Source organism: Dietzia sp. NCCP-2495, from assembly GCF_026011735.1.
Classification (GTDB): domain Bacteria; phylum Actinomycetota; class Actinomycetes; order Mycobacteriales; family Mycobacteriaceae; genus Dietzia.
In genome coordinates this window covers 149,373-166,088 of sequence record NZ_BRVN01000004.1, presented here as the reverse complement: position 1 = coordinate 166,088, position 16,716 = coordinate 149,373, and the positions used below count along the sequence as shown (strand labels likewise).

The 16,716-nt window shown below is 69.8% G+C and carries 19 protein-coding genes; 9 read left to right on the top strand and 10 right to left on the bottom strand.

Annotated elements, in window-relative coordinates:
- Positions 1-226: 226 nt before the first annotated feature.
- Positions 227-1,453 (bottom strand): lipase family protein, encoded by a 1,227-nt coding sequence (locus OPF83_RS06200; protein ID WP_264886376.1) that lies wholly within the window; start codon positions 1,451-1,453, stop codon positions 227-229.
- A 102-nt stretch (positions 1,454-1,555) separates the two neighbouring features.
- Here OPF83_RS06200 and OPF83_RS06195 point away from each other — a divergent pair, with 102 nt between their 5' ends.
- On the top strand, positions 1,556-2,332 hold the full coding sequence (locus tag OPF83_RS06195; RefSeq protein ID WP_264886375.1) for a pyrimidine reductase family protein: 777 nt from the start codon (positions 1,556-1,558) through the stop codon (positions 2,330-2,332).
- Complete coding sequence (locus tag OPF83_RS06190; protein ID WP_264886374.1) at positions 2,329-2,853, top strand: flavin reductase family protein; 525 nt, start codon at positions 2,329-2,331, stop codon at positions 2,851-2,853. Before OPF83_RS06195 ends, OPF83_RS06190 begins: the two co-directional genes overlap by 4 nt.
- A gap of 75 nt (positions 2,854-2,928) precedes the next feature.
- On the opposite strand, the gene OPF83_RS06185 is transcribed toward OPF83_RS06190, so the two are convergent.
- The 4 genes from OPF83_RS06185 to OPF83_RS06170 all read right to left on the bottom strand — a co-directional run bounded on the left by OPF83_RS06185 (position 2,929) and on the right by OPF83_RS06170 (position 7,712).
- Positions 2,929-4,245, bottom strand: coding sequence for an ABC transporter permease (locus OPF83_RS06185; RefSeq protein ID WP_264886373.1), 1,317 nt, complete (start codon positions 4,243-4,245; stop codon positions 2,929-2,931).
- Positions 4,242-5,123: an ABC transporter ATP-binding protein gene (locus OPF83_RS06180; protein ID WP_264886372.1), complete on the bottom strand. Its 882-nt coding sequence runs from the start codon at positions 5,121-5,123 to the stop codon at positions 4,242-4,244. The genes OPF83_RS06185 and OPF83_RS06180 overlap by 4 nt, the downstream gene beginning before the upstream one ends.
- 364 nt (positions 5,124-5,487) lie before the next feature.
- Positions 5,488-6,264, bottom strand: coding sequence for a response regulator transcription factor (locus OPF83_RS06175; RefSeq protein ID WP_264886371.1), 777 nt, complete (start codon positions 6,262-6,264; stop codon positions 5,488-5,490).
- Positions 6,261-7,712, bottom strand: coding sequence for a sensor histidine kinase (locus OPF83_RS06170; protein ID WP_264886370.1), 1,452 nt, complete (start codon positions 7,710-7,712; stop codon positions 6,261-6,263). The genes OPF83_RS06175 and OPF83_RS06170 overlap by 4 nt, the downstream gene beginning before the upstream one ends.
- Before the next feature lie 68 nt (positions 7,713-7,780).
- Between OPF83_RS06170 and OPF83_RS06165 the strand changes: the two genes are divergently transcribed.
- From OPF83_RS06165 to OPF83_RS06155, 3 genes are all read left to right on the top strand, one after another.
- Entirely contained in the window at positions 7,781-8,680 is a 900-nt protein-coding gene (locus OPF83_RS06165) for an SDR family NAD(P)-dependent oxidoreductase (protein ID WP_264886369.1), read from the top strand.
- Positions 8,681-8,840: 160 nt separating this feature from the next.
- A complete protein-coding gene (locus OPF83_RS06160) occupies positions 8,841-9,314 on the top strand; it encodes an SRPBCC family protein (protein ID WP_264886368.1) in 474 nt (157 codons plus the stop codon).
- Complete coding sequence (locus OPF83_RS06155) at positions 9,311-9,676, top strand: metalloregulator ArsR/SmtB family transcription factor (RefSeq protein WP_264886367.1); 366 nt, start codon at positions 9,311-9,313, stop codon at positions 9,674-9,676. The genes OPF83_RS06160 and OPF83_RS06155 overlap by 4 nt, the downstream gene beginning before the upstream one ends.
- 76 nt (positions 9,677-9,752) lie before the next feature.
- Here the strand turns inward: OPF83_RS06155 and OPF83_RS06150 are convergent, their stop codons facing one another.
- Together OPF83_RS06150 and OPF83_RS06145 are read right to left on the bottom strand one after the other, a co-directional pair.
- The gene (locus OPF83_RS06150) at positions 9,753-10,580 is read right to left on the bottom strand and encodes an MBL fold metallo-hydrolase (protein WP_264886366.1); all 828 of its coding nucleotides are present in this window, start codon (positions 10,578-10,580) and stop codon (positions 9,753-9,755) included.
- On the bottom strand, positions 10,577-10,819 hold the full coding sequence (locus OPF83_RS06145) for a hypothetical protein (protein WP_182633635.1): 243 nt from the start codon (positions 10,817-10,819) through the stop codon (positions 10,577-10,579). Before OPF83_RS06145 ends, OPF83_RS06150 begins: the two co-directional genes overlap by 4 nt.
- 158 nt (positions 10,820-10,977) lie before the next feature.
- On the opposite strand from OPF83_RS06145, the gene OPF83_RS06140 reads away from it, so the two are divergent.
- From OPF83_RS06140 to OPF83_RS06130, 3 genes are all read left to right on the top strand, one after another.
- A complete protein-coding gene (locus tag OPF83_RS06140; protein ID WP_264886362.1) occupies positions 10,978-11,634 on the top strand; it encodes a GyrI-like domain-containing protein in 657 nt (218 codons plus the stop codon).
- A gap of 207 nt (positions 11,635-11,841) precedes the next feature.
- Positions 11,842-12,216, top strand: a complete 375-nt coding sequence (locus tag OPF83_RS06135) for a nuclear transport factor 2 family protein (RefSeq protein WP_264886361.1) — start codon at positions 11,842-11,844, stop codon at positions 12,214-12,216.
- Positions 12,217-12,700: 484 nt separating this feature from the next.
- Positions 12,701-12,982, top strand: coding sequence for an Lrp/AsnC family transcriptional regulator (locus tag OPF83_RS06130; RefSeq protein ID WP_264886360.1), 282 nt, complete (start codon positions 12,701-12,703; stop codon positions 12,980-12,982).
- A 19-nt stretch (positions 12,983-13,001) separates the two neighbouring features.
- Here the strand turns inward: OPF83_RS06130 and OPF83_RS06125 are convergent, their stop codons facing one another.
- The 3 genes from OPF83_RS06125 to OPF83_RS06115 all read right to left on the bottom strand — a co-directional run bounded on the left by OPF83_RS06125 (position 13,002) and on the right by OPF83_RS06115 (position 15,556).
- Positions 13,002-14,075 carry a 2-dehydropantoate 2-reductase gene (locus OPF83_RS06125; protein WP_264886359.1) on the bottom strand — a complete coding sequence of 358 codons (1,074 nt, stop codon included), beginning with the start codon at positions 14,073-14,075 and terminating at the stop codon, positions 13,002-13,004.
- A gap of 122 nt (positions 14,076-14,197) precedes the next feature.
- Positions 14,198-14,872 carry an SDR family oxidoreductase gene (locus OPF83_RS06120; RefSeq protein ID WP_264886357.1) on the bottom strand — a complete coding sequence of 225 codons (675 nt, stop codon included), beginning with the start codon at positions 14,870-14,872 and terminating at the stop codon, positions 14,198-14,200.
- A 177-nt stretch (positions 14,873-15,049) separates the two neighbouring features.
- Positions 15,050-15,556: a MarR family winged helix-turn-helix transcriptional regulator gene (locus OPF83_RS06115; RefSeq protein ID WP_309297745.1), complete on the bottom strand. Its 507-nt coding sequence runs from the start codon at positions 15,554-15,556 to the stop codon at positions 15,050-15,052.
- A gap of 112 nt (positions 15,557-15,668) precedes the next feature.
- On the opposite strand from OPF83_RS06115, the gene OPF83_RS06110 reads away from it, so the two are divergent.
- A complete protein-coding gene (locus OPF83_RS06110) occupies positions 15,669-16,523 on the top strand; it encodes an alpha/beta fold hydrolase (protein WP_264886356.1) in 855 nt (284 codons plus the stop codon).
- Positions 16,524-16,716 lie beyond the last annotated feature (193 nt).

Genomic DNA, 16,716 nt, shown 5'->3' with positions numbered 1-16,716 from the left:
TCCCGAAATGAAGTCAGCCGCGCGGGGAGTCCCTGAAACATCCCCGCGCGGCGATGTCGTGGACGATACTAGAAAATCCTCAGGTGACAAGTACGTAACAATTATGATTCGTATCACATCCGTGACATGTCAGACGTGCGCCTACCCGCAGCGGCGCGGCCGGGCCCAATTGGACGTCTGTTTCGGACCGCGCGGCTGCTGTTGATCTCCCGGATGCCGGGGAGGATCAGCCCATCACGCGCGCGAGGAACGCAGTGGCGTCCGGCGTCGCGGCGTACACGGTCCCGCTGTGATCCTGGTCGGGGTAGACCCGCAGCTCGAGCGGCTGGCGGTTCAGCGTCATCTCGGCCGCGAGCGACAGCGCGGCCGGCGCCGGCACGTCGAGATCGAGCAGCCCCTGGCCGAGGAACACCGGCCGGTCGTAACCGACGGTCGGGGTGCCCATGTAGCGCTGCAGTTTTCCGAACACGTCGGGGATGTCCTTGAGCGGGCGCTGGAGCGCCTGCGAGACCTGGAAGCCGCCGACCTTGTCCCTCATCGCGGCGTAGCAGAGGGTTTCGGCGGAGTCGACCATGTCTCGGCCCGCCGGTGTGAGCAGCGAGTTGACGTCGAGCTCGGGGTGCTGGTCGCGGAACCCGGCGAGGATGTAGAACGCGTACAGGTTGAGCCCGGTGGGCAGGTTGACCGGCGGGAAACCGGGCCCGCCCCACTGGAAGATGTGCTCGATGTTGGCCGGCGCGCCGGTGGCCACCACGCCGCGGTAGTCCAGTCCGGCGGGCGCACCGAGCTCTGTCGCGCGGACCGCGGTGTTGAGCGCGGCGCCGGCACCCTGCGACTGACCCACCAGTGCCCACGTCGGCGAGAGGGGGAGGTCGGAGCTTCGTGCGGAGATCACGGAGTCGACGATCGCCTGCCCGGTGGCCGGCCCGTTGAGGTAGCTGAGCAGGCCGGGGGTGCCCAGCCCCACGTAGTCGGAGGCCACCACGGCGTAGCCCTGGTCGAGCCAGTGGCCGAGGTACTCGGCGTCGCGGTCGGAGCGCGGCTGGGTCGAGGGCGCGCAGTCGTCGCCGAGGCCGGTGGTGCCGTGGGCCCACGCCACGACGGGCCAGCCGCCGTCCGGTGCCTCGCCGTGCGGGAGGAACACCGCGGAGGTGGAAATGGCGGGCTGTCCGTGCTGGTCGATGGTGCCGTAGACCTGTCGCACCGCCCGTCCGGCCTGCGGCAGCGAGAGCGCCGGGTCGAGCGGCATGGTGGCGGCCACGCCGCCGGGTGCGGGGATCGGCGCCGTCCACTGCCGGGTGTCCAGGCCGGACCACGTGGGCGCGGGGTTGGGCGAGGCCGCCGGTTCGGCCGCCGCGGGGACGGTGAGAGAGGCGACGACGACGACGGCAGCCGCAGCTGACGTGAGCATCTGCGCGGTGCGCGTCTTGCCTCGTGATGTGAGGGAGTTCATAGGCGGAGTGTATTCCGTCGTTAATCCCGCTCACAGGCGCCTGGCTTCCGGTGGGGAATCGACCGGTGTCCGGCGCTGTGGACGGAACCTAGGATCGCCGTCATGCACGTACTCGAGATCGGCGCAGATGTCCCCGACCCGCTGGCCCCGTACCTGGAGGTGGATCGGTCCTCGCCCCGGCACGAATGCTGGGTCGCCGGGCACATGGTCGCGGGGTTGGATGGCACGGCCGCGGTCGGCGGCCGGGTGGGCGCGCTGTCCACCCGCCCGGACCAGGCGTTGTTCCGCAGCATGCGGCAGATGGCCGACGTCGTTCTGGTCGGGGCCGAGACGGTCCGGCGCGAAGGATATGGGCCGGTGCGGCTGTCCGAGGACGCGCAGGCACGGAGGCAAGAGCTGGGAAAGCCGGCCACTCCGCCGGTCGCCGTGGTCAGCAGGAGCCTGAATCTGGACGGGGCGGCCAGCGTGTTCGCCGATGCTCCCGAGCACGCCCCGACGGTGGTCATCACCTGTGCGGGGGCCGATCCGGGGCGCCGCGAGGAGGTCGAGGAGTTCGCCGAGGTCATCCTGGCCGGCGACGAGCGTGTGGAGCCGGAGCAGGCCATGCGCGCGCTCTCCGCCCGCGGGCACGGCGTCGTGCTTTGCGAGGGCGGCCCCACCTGGCTGGGCGAACTCGTGGCGGCCGACCGGCTCGACGAGTTGCTGCTGTCCATCTCCCCGATGATGGGCGGCGACCCGTTGCCCGTGTCCGTGACACCTCCCGGAACCGGCATCGCCAGGTTCGACCTGAAGGGCGTCATGGCCGAGGGCGGCACGATCTTCCTCCGGTACGAGGCCCCGGCCGGCCGGGCGGAGACTGACGACAGGTCCGACCGATGAGTGCGGACGCCTTCGGCGGGCTGATGGCGTCGGCGGATCCGGCGATGATCGTGGTCACCACGGTCGCGGAGAACGAGCCGGCGGGATGTCTCGTCGGTTTCCATGCGCAGTCGAGTATCTCCGCCGAGCACTATTGCCTGTGGCTGTCCAAGGCCAATCACACCTACCGGACCGGGCTGCGTGCGACGCATTTTGCGATCCACTTCCTCACCGAAACCGATCACGCGGTCGCCGAGTGGTTCGGCACCCGGACGGGGGAGACGACCGACAAGTTCGCGGGTCGCGGTGCCAACGGACGCGTGACGGACACCGACGAGCACGGCCTGCCGCTGCTCAGGTACTGCCCCAACCGGATGGTGGTCGAGAGAATCGCGATGCTCGACGACGGGGGCGACCACGCCTGCTTCACCACTCGGGTGCTCTCGGCGCACACCGAGGGGACATTCACGCCCCTGCGACTGAGCGACGTGGCGCACCTCGACGCCGGCCGGTCGAGCGAGTCCCGGTCAGTACATCCCTGATCGCCTCGAACATGGGCCGACCGCCGGGGGAAGATCCACCGACGGCCGGTACATGTGCGCACTCGGGGGGGGCATTCACTCGGCCAGCTTGAGCGCCTCCCGGTAGGTGAGCTTGCGCCCGGTTTGCATGATCGAGCGGCGGTAGATCCGCTCGGCCACACCGATCACCACGGCGGCGGCGACCAGCGAGAGGATCATCGCGACGAGCGGCTCCCACCACGCGGCGGTGCCCTCGACGAGGCGGATCGGCATGGTGACCGTCGACATGATCGGGATGTAGGAGGCCACGACCTGCCAGGTTCCGGAGACGAACAGCCCGCCGAAGGTGGCGATCATGATGAGCGTCAGCACGGGGGAAGAGGTGGACTGCACGTCCTCGGCGCGGGTGGCCAGCGCCCCGGCCACGGCGAACAGGCACGCCAGTGCGACGAACCCGATCACGAACAGTGCCAGGTACCAGGCCGCTGCACCGGCCATTGCCGGGAGAAGTGCCGTGTACGCGGTGAAGCTCAAGCCGATCAGGCCGATTCCGACGAACAGCACCATCTGACCCATCGCGAGCACGGTGGCGCCCACGACCTTGCCCACCAGCAGTTGCCGCAGCGGGATGGCGGCGGCGAGGATCTCTACGATCCGCGACTGCTTCTCCTCCACGACACTGTTGGCGATTGCGTAGCCGAACAGGATCGCGGCCAGGTAGAACAGGAACACGAAGACGAATCCGGCGATGAACTGCACGCCTTCGTCGGCTGCGCCGTCTGGGTCGAGGAGTCGTTCACCCACCTCAGAGCCGGCGGTGAGGTCGCCGACCGTGGTGCCGGCGGCGGCCGCGTTGGTCGCCAGGGCGTCGGCAGACACGGTGGTACCGATCAGCCCGGCGAGTGTGTTGTCGATCGAGTCGGTGCCGACGAGAGTCCACTCGCCGGGCCCGCCGACCAGGGCTGCGTCGGCGTCCCCGTCGCTCACGGCCTGCTCTGCAGCGGCTTCGTCCGGGAATTCGCTGATCGTGACCTCGACGTCTCCCGGGGCGAACGGCCCGGACATCGCCGCGCCGCCCTCGGAGGTCGCCTGCTGGGCGATCGCCGCTCCGTCAGCGGAGGCCACGGCAAGGGTCTTGGACTCGGTCTGTCCGCTCATGACGAACGACACGGCGAACGCGATCACCATGATCCCGAGGGTGGTGAGCGTGGAAATGATGAAGTTGCGGTCCCGCAGCTTGACCATGATCTCGCGGCCGGCGACGATCCGCCACGCCGCCTGCGTCTCGGGGGCCGGTGCGTCGGTGCCGGTGCCGGGACCGGATCCGGCATCGCCGTTGGCCGCGGGGCCGGACCCGGCGACGCTGCCGTTGGCGGTGGCGGTCGGGAAGGGGAACTGGTCGGTGGTGCTCATACCGTCACCTCGCGGTAGATGTCGGACAGGGTGGGAACGACCTCGGCGAGCTCGCGCACGGTCCCGCGGGCCATGGCCTCGCGCAGGACGGCGTCCGTGGCGGCCGGGTCGTTGATGTCGAGCAGGGCGGTGGGGCCGTCGACGTCCACCACGTGTACGCCGGGCAGGTCTCGCACCCAGCCGGCGTCGCCGCCCACGACCAGGCGGTGCAGGACGCGGCCACGTCGCCGCAGGTCATCGACGGTTCCGCGGGCCACGACCCGGCCGCTGGAGAGCACAACGAGCTTGTCGCAGAGCCGCTCGACGAGGTCGAGTTGGTGGGAGGAGAACAGCACCGGCACGCCGCGAGTCGTGTACTCGCGGAGCAGGTCGACCATGGAGTCCACAGCGACCGGGTCGAGGCCGGAGAACGGCTCGTCCAGGACTAGCAGCTCGGGCTTGCCGATCACCGCGGCGGCGATCTGAACCCGCTGCTGATTGCCCAGCGAGAGCGACTCGAGCTTGTCACCCAGCCTCTCGCCGAGGCCGAAGCGGTCGAGGAGGTCGGTCGCGTCGCGCTTGGCGTCCGCGGCCGAGCGGCCCTGGAGCCGGCCCAGGTAGACGAGCTGATCGAGCACGGGCTGCTTGGGGTAGAGCCCGCGCTCTTCGGGCATGTACCCGAAGCGGCGGCGGTCGGTGACGGTCGCCTCGTGGCCGTTCCACAGCACGCGCCCGTCGGTGGGCTGGAGAACGCCCATAATCATGCGCATGGTGGTGGTCTTGCCCGCGCCGTTGCCGCCCACGAAACCGGTCATGGTTCCACGTGGAACGTCGAACTCGACGCCGTTCACGGCGAGGTTCTCGCCGAAGCGCCTGGTCAGTCCGTCTATGCGGAGCATGGTGGTCCTTCCCTGACCGGCCACCCCGTGGGGGCGGTGGTCCCTCGTCCTGATGACACCCCTGACGGTATGGGGCGACGACGACGAGCGGATCAGCCGCGAGACGGAATTCCGCTGCTGGAGTTGCGGACCCGTCTCCTCCTCAAGGCGGAGAGCCGTCTCAAGGGGGCGAGCCGTCACTCCGGTACGGATTCTCGGAAGCCGACCAGGGGTTTTGCTGACCGCACTGACGGCTGACCGCACTGACGGCTGACCGCACTGACGGCTGACCGCACTGACGGCTGACCGCATTGACGGCTGACCGCACTGCCGGCTGACCGAACTGTCAGCCGGGCGGGCGTGCGGAGTCGTCAGGGCACGGCGGTCAGTCGCCGGGGTGGACGAGCCCGGCCTCATACGCGAGGACCACGGCCTGCACGCGATCGCGCAGATGCAGTTTCGACAGGCAGGCCGAGACGTGCGACTTCACCGTCGCCTCGCCCACCACGAGTTCCGCGGCGATCTCCGCGTTGGACAGACCTCGCGCGACGTGGCGCAGGACCTCGAGCTCACGGGCGGTGAGCACGTCGAGCGCGCGGGAGGAAGCGGACGGCGTTGCGGCGGACGGAGTTGAGGCGGACGGCGAGGCAGGTGATGTCGTGGCGGACGGCGTTGTGCCGGAGGTGGTCTCTGCAGGTGTAGGGGCGCTCGGAGAGGTGGTCATCTTCTCGATCACCCGGCGGGTCACCTCGGGAGCGAGCAGTGCGTGCCCGTGGGCGACCGCACGGATGCCGTCCACCAGGTCGTCGGGATCGGAGTTCTTGAGCAGGAAGCCGCCGGCGCCGGCGCGCAGGGCGTCGAAGAGGTAGTCGTCGCGGTCGAAGGTCGTGAGGATGAGCACGCGGGACAGTCCCTCGGCCACTATCCGGGTGGTGGCCTCGATCCCGTCCATTCCGGGCATCTGCACGTCCATGAGCACCACGTCGGGTCGCAGCTCGCGGCACGCCTCGATCGCGGCGGCACCGTCGGCGGCATCGCCGATCACCGTGATGTCGTCCTCGGCGCTGAGCATCATCGAGAACCCTGATCGCATCAGCGGTTGATCGTCCACGACAAGGACGCGCAGTACCTCGGGTGGGGGAGGCGGCGGTGTCGTCGTCATTTTCTCTCCCAGTCGTCGGCGCCGTACGGCAGGCGGACCCGCACGCGGTACCCCCCGGTCACGCGGGGACCGATCTGGCACTCGCCGTGGTGGGACCGGACGCGCTCGCGCATACCGAGCTGACCCAGGCCGCTGCCGGAGGTTCCGGGGCGCGGACGGCCCTCGTCGAGGATCTCCACCTCGACGTACGGCGTGTGGTCGGTGCGCTCGCCGGTGCGCAGGACCACGCTCGCGCGCGAGGCGGTCGAGTGTCGGCGCACGTTGGCCAGCGCCTCCTGCACCGTGCGATACATCGACGAGCCGATGAGCGGTGGGACGTCCGTGACCGGGTGTTCGGGATCGGCGGCCACGTCGTAGCTGGTCGTGAAGCCCGCGGTGGCGTGCGAGGCGACGAGTTCGGGTAGCTCGGACAAGCCGTGGCCAGCGGTGCGTGAGGTGGTCGGGGAGGCGGAGGCGGAGGTGGAGGCGGTGTCAGTGAGGTCGGCGGTGCGTGAGGCCGAGACGGTGCCGGTGCCGGAGTCGGCGTCGCGGGTGGCTGCCGAGGTGTCCGACCCGGGTCCGAGGCCGTCGGAGCGGAGGGCTCCGAGCAGCGACCGCATCTCGCCGACCGCGGACCGCGACGACCCCTCGATCGTGCGCAGAGCCTCGGCGGTGGCCTCCGGCGAACGGTCCATGACGCGCCGGGCTGCGCCCGCCTGGACCCCGATCGCCGCGATGTGGTGAGCCACCACGTCATGCAACTCGCGGGCGATGCGTAGGCGCTCCTCGACCACCGCGGCATCCCTCAGCGACTCGGCCTGGACCTCGATCGTCCGCGCCTGCTCGGCCAGTACGGCCTGCCGGTGCGCCGACCGCCACGCGGCGATACCCAGCGCCGCCGCGCCGCCGAAGTACACGATATTGATCAGCGCGGTGTAGACGAGATACGAGGGCACCGCGGGGAACAGGCCGCTGCCCGGCTCGGTCTCGGAGACCGCGTCGAGGATCTGCTGCATCCCCGACCCGAGCGCGAGATACCAGGCCAGCCACACGCCCAGCGCTGCGGCGATGCCCGTGGCGACCCCCACCAGCACGCGGCGGTCCCGGGCCCAGGCCACCGACGAGTAGACCGCCACGAAGTACAACACCTGTTGGGACACCTGCCCCATGACGAGCGGCATCACGCTGCCCAAGATCAGCAGATGTAAAGTCGCGGCGATGCCGGTGGTCAGCGGGAAGCGGCGGCGGATGGCGAGGATCGCCGCGGCCGTGGCCATCGACAGGTACTGGGCCCACAGCGGGGCGGATTCGCCCGCCAGGACGCCCATGCTCCGCAGGATCTCGATGCCCAACGCCGAGCACGCGAACATCACCACGGCGAGCGTGATGTCCGCGCGGAGATAGCCGGGCGGCAGTGGACGGATCCACGGATCCTCGGCGTCGAAGAGGCGGTTCAGGCGTGACCACACGGGGTCGAGCCTAATCATTCACGCGCCGGGCACCGGTGAACGGTGGTGCCGGACGTTACTCTGGGCGCGTGTCCACCCGAAGCATCGACATCCCTGACCTGAGCGGTCAGACCTGGCTGATCACCGGCGCGACCAACGGCGTCGGACTCGAGACCGCGCGGGCCGCCTCCCGGAACGGGGCCAGGGTGATCCTCGCCGTCCGCGACACCGACCGCGGCAGGCAGGTGGCGGACGAACTGCCCGGCGAGGCCAGGGTGGTGGAGCTGGACCTCGCCTCGCTGGCGAGTGTGCGCCGCGCCGCGGACGACCTGCTCACCGGGCCCGACGAGTCGATCGACGTGCTGGTCAACAACGCCGGGGGCATCACGCCGCGCCGCCGCGAGACCGAGGACGGCTTCGAGATGGTGCTCGGTGTCAACGCCCTGGGGCCATTCCTCTTCACCAACCTGGTGCTCCCGCTCGTGCGGCGGCGGGTGGTCGTCGTCGGCTCCAACGCGCACAAGAGCGGCGCGATCGATTGTGACGACCCCCACTTCCGCCGGCGTCGGTGGAGCCCGGCGGCCGCGTACGCCCAGTCCAAGCTGGCCGACCTGTTGTGGGGGCTCGCGCTGGACCGCCGGCTCCGCGACGGACGTGCGACGGCCGGCGCACCCGGCGTGGACGTCCAGGTCACGCACCCCGGTTGGGCGGCCACCAATATCTCCAACGCCACCGGCAACGCTGTGCTCGATCGGGTGATCACCGGCGTGTGTTCGGTCTTCGCGCAGCCCGCGTCGCAGGCGGCCTTGACGACGATGTTCGCCGCGACCCGCCCGCTGCCGCCGTGCAGCTACGTCGGTCCCGATGCGATGGGACATCTGCGAGGCATGCCCACGCTCATCGGTCGCAGTGAGCAGGCATCGGATCCGGCGCTCGCCGAGCGGTACTGGGACCTCGCCGAGGCGGAGATCGCGCGGGTCGGTCAGTAGCCGAAACGTGTACACGAAACGCGATTTCGTGTACACGTTTTTCGGAGGTGCCGAAGGCGTGTACACGTTTCGCCGGAGCGGCGACGGAGCTGCTACTGCAACTAAATGGTTGCCTTAGCAGTCATTGTGTGCGACCGTTGGCGGCAGGAGGTGCGAGGACATGACCGATGCAGACGCACAGGTGACCACCGAGGACGTGCCGGACGAGATCACACGCAGCATCCACATCGCGGCTGATGCGGCCACTGTGTGGGACATCGTCTCCGAGCCCGGATGGTTCATCAACGACGGAGAATGGACAGACCACGAGGTCACCACCGATGGTGACGTTTCCCGGGTCGTCGACCCCGTCCACGGGGAGTTCCACATCGGCACGGTTGAACTGGATCCTCCGCACCGCGCGGTCTTCCGATGGCTGGGAGGCAAGGTGGGAGCCCTCGAGGACACGCCCGCCAACACGGTCGAGTTCACCATCCGCCCGGACGGAGACGGCGTGGTGCTGACGGTCAAGGAAACCGGCTTCGCCGCCCTTGACGCGGACGCGATCGAGCGGCGGAGGCGATTCGAAGAGAATTCTGAAGGCTGGGGAATCGAACTCGACGTGGCCCGTCGACGCGCCGAGGGAGCGACGTGAACCCTGTGAGCCACGATGTCGCCGCGGGACTTCTCACCGACGAAGCCGACGACGTTTTTGCCGCGCTGGCGGACCGGACCCGCCGCCGGATTTTGGTCCGGTTGGTGCAGCAGCCCGACGATGCCGGCGCCGTTGCCCGCGAACTCGGGGTGAGCCGCCAGGCTGTCGCCAAACACCTGGGTCAACTGGTCGACGCAGAGCTCGTGACCGTGCGTACCGAACAGCGGCGACGCGTGCACAGTGTCGACCCGGCTCGCATTCGAGAAGTCTCGGACCTACTCGGAGCGGTTTCACGCGGCTGGGACGATCGGCTGTCGCAGGTGAGGAAGTTGGCAGAGGCGAAGGCCCGCGATCAGGGCTGAATCCGCACGGGTCCCGGCCGGTGGCCACGGCCCGGCTCTTGCCTTGGCCCTCGTCCTGGATTCGGAGCCGAGACCGTCAGGTGAGGTGATCGTACCGGCCGCCGACCCAGTCCGCGTAGCGCTCGGCCGAACGCCGGACCGCGTCCTGCGCACCATCGGGAATGCCGGAACCGAAGTTGCCGTACAGCCGATCGAACTCGTACCGCTCGACGTGATCGGCGATCCGCTGCACCACCGACCCGGACAGCGGGATCCACACGGGGAACGAGCGCATGAAGGTCACCCAGCGGGGATCGGCGGTCGCCCCGATCGTGTCCCCGCTGAACAGCACCCCGCGACCATCCGGCGCCGTCCAGTGGACCACCGCGCTGCCGGGGAAATGTCCGCCCGGCTGGCTGGCCCGCACGCCGGGCAGAATCTCGATCTCCGCCCGGCGGCCCTCCCAGACCACCGTGTTGGTGGGGCGCACCCCGAGCCAGTGCTCATCGGCGGCGGAGACGTAGACCGGGCAGTCGCCGAACGCCCGTGACCACACCGACTGCAGTCCATACATGTGCGGATGCGAGGCGATGATCGCCGAGATGCCGCCCAACTCGCGCACGGCGGACACGGCCGCGTCGTCGATGAAGTTCGGCGCCTCCACCATCACGTTTCCGTGCTCGGTCCGGATGAGTGCGGGCTTTTGGCCGATACCCGGGCAGTCGCGCTGCGTCACGCCGACGACACCCGGCTCGAGATCGACGAACTCCAGCCGGGCACCACGCTCAGCGGCCTCGGCGGGACCCGTCCACCGCTGCCCGGAGCGCGGCACGAACTGGCGCTCATCAGCACAGATCGGGCACACCTCGGGCAGCGGCCGGGCCCGTTCGACGCCGCAGGTCGCGCACTGAACGTGGTCGCTCACGCCATGTCCCCCTCGAGGTCCACCGGATGCCATTCGCCTCCCACCTGCACCTCGAGGGTGCCGTCGGTGGGGGCGGAGTCCCGGTCGCGGCGGGCGGTGTCGTGGTGGCCGCCGTCGTGGCCGTCGGCGTCGTTGCCGGCGCGGTGGAGGTCGACCGCGGCCTCGAGTGCCTCCTGGGCGGTGCCGAACTCGCCCAGTTCGATGGTCCGGTCCGGAGTGCGGAATCGATACGTGGACATGCCCCGAGTGTCCGCCTCACCGACCGATCATGCATCCGCACCGGTCGGTCCCGCCGTGGCCGGGCAGGCCGGGCCTCGCGAGAGGCAAAGGTCGGGGGTGAGGTGGGAAATGGGCGCACACTGGGAATCAGGTATCCGTCACTGGAAGAAGGCACACCATGTCGTCGTCGTCACATCCGTCACCGGACGGTTCACCCGCGGACCCGGACGGTACCGCTCCGGACGGCACCTCCGTGGGGCGCGGCCCCGCGGCCGCCGAGAACGCGCCGGGCGGCTACCCGGCGCTCGGCGCCGAGCCCGTCGACGGGGTGCGGATCCTGCGCGCGCCGGCCGTGCCGACAGTGGTGCAGGCCGCTGACGTGCCGATGGCTACTATCGCGGGGCTGTTCGACGCGGTGTTCGGAAAACTCTTTCCCGCCGCCTTTGAGCAGGGACTCACGCCCGCCGGGCCCGCGTTTGCCCTGTACACGCGCCTGACCGACGGCCCCGACGCCGCTGCGGACGTGGAAATCGGGTTTCCCCTGGACGGGCCGCTGATCGAGCAGCTCGACGACGATGCGGTGGAGATCGACGGCATGCGACTGGTGGCGTCCGTGATCCCCGCCGGCGAGGTTGCCGTGACCAGCCACCTCGGCGGATTCGACGGGCTGGGTCGGGCGTGGGGCGAGTTCTTCGGAGAGATCGGCGCGATGGGCCGGGCGCCCGGGATCCCGTTCTGGGAGAGCTACGTGACCGAGCCGTCGCCCGACATGGACCCCGCCGACCTGCGGACCGACCTGTACTGCCTGGTGCGGACTCCCGACGACGCGGCGTGATACCGCCCGGGCCGTGCAAGCGGCAGAAGGGTGGTCCCGGCGGGCAGCGGACGTGGCGGGCAGCGGTCGAGACGGGCAGTGGACGTGGCGGGCAGCGGTCGAAGCAGGCAGTAAAACGGACGGGATGAACCCACAGAACGAGAACACGTTCTACGCTGGGGGCACCTTGTTGAAGTTGTCGTCGTCGTCACCGGAAGGTCCCCACCCATGAGCGTGTCACCCGAACAGATCCGCGCCACCGCCGATTCCTACATCGCAGCCCTCGAGGCAGGTGACCTGGACGCCGTCATGGCCCTCTACGCCGAGGACGCCACCGTCGAGGACCCGGTCGGCGGCGGCACCATCCACACCGGCGCGGCCGCGGTGCGCGAGTTCTACGCCAGCGTCGTGGCGCTGAAAATCGACGGCAAGGTGCTCGAGGCTCGCGCCTGCGGCAACGAGCTACTGTTCAACTTCGAGATCACCACGCACTTCGACGCCGAGAACTCGGCCACGATCAACGTGTGGGACCACATGATCCACAACGACGAGGGCAAGGTCACCTCGATGCGCGCCTTCTGGGGGCCAGAGAACATGAGCTGACGGCGTCGGCCCGCCCACGTGGGCCCGCTCACGCACGAAATCCGCTACTCCCGCTGCGGATCCGCTACCCGCCGAAGGGCAGCAGATCTACAGGGGGAGTAGCGGATTTCGTCGGCGTGGGCGTGGGCGTGGGCGTGGGTGTGGGTGTGGGTTCGGCGGAGGTGTGCGGAGACCGAGCGAGGTCAGGAGGCGGAGGACGCCACGTCGAATACCGCCGCGACGCCGGCAAGCAGGAAGCTGAGAACCGGCACGTCGCCGGCCGAACCGACGCTCTGCAGGAACAGGTCCATGGGGGAATCCCTTCGTGTGTCGTGCCTCCCAGGCCGTCCGGGTTCCGCAGAAGCTACTCGTGCGCAGGCCGCCACGTGGCTCATTTAACAACATACGTAGTCAGATAAAATCCCGGGTGGTCCCGGCCTCGGTACCGCGCGGCAGGGACGGATCCCACGGTGGGTGCGCCGCGTGCTCGACTAGCCTGGGTCGCATGATCACCGCAATCGTGTTCGTCCACGCCGAGACAGCGCGGATCCCCGAGGTGGCCTCCGCGATCGCCGAGATCGACGGTGTCTCCGAGGTCTATTCCGTCACCGGCACCATCGATCTGATCGTGCTGGTGCGCGCCCGCCACAACGAGCAGATCGCCGACATCGTCTCCGACCGGCTCAACAAGGTGCCCGGCGTGACGGAGACGGAGACGCACATCGCGTTCCGTGCCCAGTCCAAGCACGATCTCGAGGCCGCGTTCTCGATCGGATACGAGGACTGACGAGCTCTTGCCCGAGCCCTTACCTGCTCGCGGCCCGTGCCGCCCGGTTCGCGCGGAGCTGCGCCCTCCGGAGCTCGGCCAACAGCTGGGCTCCGGTCCAGCGACGACGCTGCTCGCCGGCCTTCTCGGCCTCGTGCACCAACTCGACGACGCGCTCACAGACCGGGGCGTGCTGCCCGACCCGCCGCGCGATCCGCGCCACCTCGCCCTGGAGGATGTCCACCTCGGTGGGTCGTCCCCGGGAGAGGTCGTCGTGCATGGAGGACGTGCCGTCGGCATCGACCTGCAGGATGGCTCGGGCCAGCACGGTGAACACCGGGGTCGGCAGCCGCAGGACGGCGGGCAACACTCGGGCCGGAACCGCGATCGGCACCTGGGGCACGACACCGGCCGCCATGAAGGCCCGGTTGGCCTCGGCCTGACATATCGCCACGCAGCGTCGCAGGTCACGGTTGAGGAGCTCGGAACGTAGCGGCAGGCCGGACAGTGCCTGCACGGCGTTGTTGAGGTTGAGCAGCACTTTTCCGTGGAGGACGGCCTGGATGTCTTCACTCGATCGTGCGGCCAGTCCGGATTCTCCGAGCACGCGCAGCAGGCGACCAGCCTTGGGGTGCCGACCGATGCGGACCTCACCGGCCGACGTGCGCCGGAAGGTGGTGGGCCCGGTCCGGGCGACGTTGAACGGGATGACCCCGGCGATCACGGGGGAGCCGTCCACACCGTCGCGGATCGAGTCCGCGGAGTGCAGCCCGTTCTGCAGGCCCACGACCAGCGTACCGGGTCGCAGGTAGGGCGCGAACTCGCTGGTGGCGGCCGCGGTGTCGCCGGCCTTGGTGCACACCAGCACCACGTCGGCCAACCGGACCGACTCGCACGATTCGGTCAGCGTGAGCTCGTGCGGGGCGATGTGGAGCCGGTCGACGCCTCCGTCACGCGACTCGACGGTCAGGCCGACGGCCCGGATCGGGTCGAGCACGTGCGCGCGCCCGACGAGGGTCACGTCCGCGTATCGGGCCAGCCGGCCGCCGAGGTAGCAGCCCACGTTGCCGGCGCCGATCACGGTGATGCGCGAGGGAGTGTTCGGGCTGGTCATGATGGTGTTCACATTACGACACGCGCGGGCCCGGGGTGCGCCGATCGGCGCGAGTGGGTGTCGGGTCGTCGGAGGTCGCCTGCGTCGGCGGTCAGAGTTGGTGAAAGGTGCCGGGGTGGAGGTCAGTGAGGCCGCGGCCGCAGGACGACCTCGGTGGGGTGCGCGTCGTCGGTCGCCTCGAGCGCCTGCCGGATGGCGGTGGCCACCGATTCCGGGCGCAGGAACGCGCGGGGGTCGTACTCCCGACCCTCACCGGCGACGATCGCGCGCTGCATTCCTGTGTCCACGCGGCCAGGGTGGACGGAGGTGACCCGCAGGGTCGGTTCCTCCTCGCGCAGTGCGTCGGTCACCGCGCGCGCCGCGAACTTGGAGGCGGCGTAGGCGGCCCAGCCAGCCTTGGCGGTGTGTCCGGCGCCGGAGTTGACGACGACGACGTGGCCGCTCGCCGCGCGCAGCGCCGGGAGCAGGACGCGGGTGAGTTCGACCACCGCCACCACGTTGACCTCGTACGAGCGACGCCACTGGTCAGCACTGGAGTCGGCGATCCTCCCGAGCTCGGCGATCCCGGCACAGTGGACGAGCCCGTCGAGGGAGGCGATCCCGGCGGCGGCCAGAGCGGGACCGTCGGCGGTGGTGAGGTCGGCGGTCACGACCCGGGCGGAGCGACAGTCCCCGGCGACGGCCCGCAGGGCGTCGGCATCGCGGCCTACCAGGACGAGGTCGTGGTCGGCGGACAGGGCGCGGGCGGTGGCGGCGCCGATCCCGCGAGAGGCGCCGGTGATGACGACAGTGCTCATGTCCGCCGAGGCTAGTCGCACCGGGTGCGGGGAGAAGTCCACCTCCGTGCCCCGGGGAAGCGGGTCGATCGCGGCGGCCCGGTCGGTCGCAGCGATCGACCGCCTATTCGCGCCGGGGAAACGGCGTGGTCCGCCAGTTCGCGATCGAGCGAGACCTACTCGCCGGTCCGTCGCGTCCTACTCGCTGTCGAATGCGTCGAGCAGCGAGGTGAGGGCTGGCACCGCGTCCGCGAGCCGGTCTCGGTGCTCGGGGCTCAGCGCGGCCAGGTGACCGGCGAAGTCCCGGTCGCGGTCCTGCAGCACCTTCTCGATGCAGTCCCGGCCCAGGTCGGTGAGCCGCACCAACACACCGCGGCGGTCCGCCTCGTCGGGCACACGCTCCACATAGCCCATCGACTCGATGACGCTCACCGAGTTACTGGTCGTGGGGACACGCACGTTCTCGAGCCGGGCGAGATCGGACATCCTGAGCGGGCCGTGGCAGGCCAGCGTATGGAGGATCGATGTCTGGGCGCGACTCAGGGCGTACTGGGAGTTCTGCCGGCGGACCAACAGGTCCAGCCGCAACATGATCGGACGGAACTGGGTCGCCAGCCCCAGGTCGGGACCGGGGTCCAGGACGTGGAGATCCACCTCTGCCCGGGTATGGGCGACTGCGGGTCCGCCCGTCGTCGTCGTCTCCATCTACTCCAGCCCCCTCGACACCGGCTTCCCCCGAAACCACGTCGACCCGAATGTAAGCACGAACTTTTCCCGTCGTGGGGCGTCACCCCGGCACATGAGTGATACTTAAGCGATGGATCTGTATCACCGCGTGACAGGGACCGGCCCGACGATCGTCCTCATCCACGGGGTCTGCCACCGCGGACACGCCTGGGATCCCGTCGTGCCGCTGCTCGCCGACCGGTACCGGCTGGTGATCGTCGACTTGCCGGGGCACGGGAACTCGCCGGACCTCCCAATCGACGGTGACCCGCTGGAATACATGGTCGACCAGCTCACGACCCTGCTCGACGGCATCCTGGAGCCCGGGGAGCGCGCGCATATCGCCGGCAACTCCCTCGGCGGGTTCCTCGCGCTGGAGATGGCGGCTCGCGGCCACGCGCACAGCGCCACCGCACTCTCGCCCGCCGGGTTCTTCCGCTCGAATGCCGACTGGAAGTACACCCTCATGGTCTTCCACAGCCTGCAGAAGACCGCCGGCAGGGTCAGCCGCTACATCCCCGCGTTATCGCAGCGGGCGGCCGGACGCGCCGTCCTGATGGGCGCGTTCTGCACCCGGCCCTGGAAATACCCGGCAGAAGCCGCGGCGATCGACGGCGAGGCGATCATCACCAACACCGTCCTCGACCGCGCCGACCGCCGCGCATTCGTGTTCTCCGCGCCCGTCGACGAGGACATGCCTTTGACCATTCGCTGGGGCAGGTTCGACCTCGTTCTCCCGGTTGCCCAGCGCAGGCTGGCGTCACTGCTGTTCCCGCAGGCCAGGATCGAGGTGTCCCGCGACGGGCACGTGCCGATGTCGGACGACCCGGAAGGCGTGGCCGCGTCGATCGCCGCCACTGTCGAGCGAGGTCTGGCCCGCGAGCGAGAACTGGCTGACGAGCGCAGTCTCGACCACGAACGCGAGCAGGCCGCGCTCTCAGGCTGAGTTGCGCTCGCTTGCGTGCTGAGCTGAACCTGCTCGAGGGTTGAGCCGGACCCCCTCGCTGGTTGAATCGGGCCCCTCGCGGGTCGTGCCGGATCCCTTCGCGGGTTGAGCCGGACCCCCTCGCTTTGAACGGGTCGGCGCCTACATGTCGCCCTCCCCGGGCGCGGCCCCCTCGCCAGCCCTCAAGCTTGCC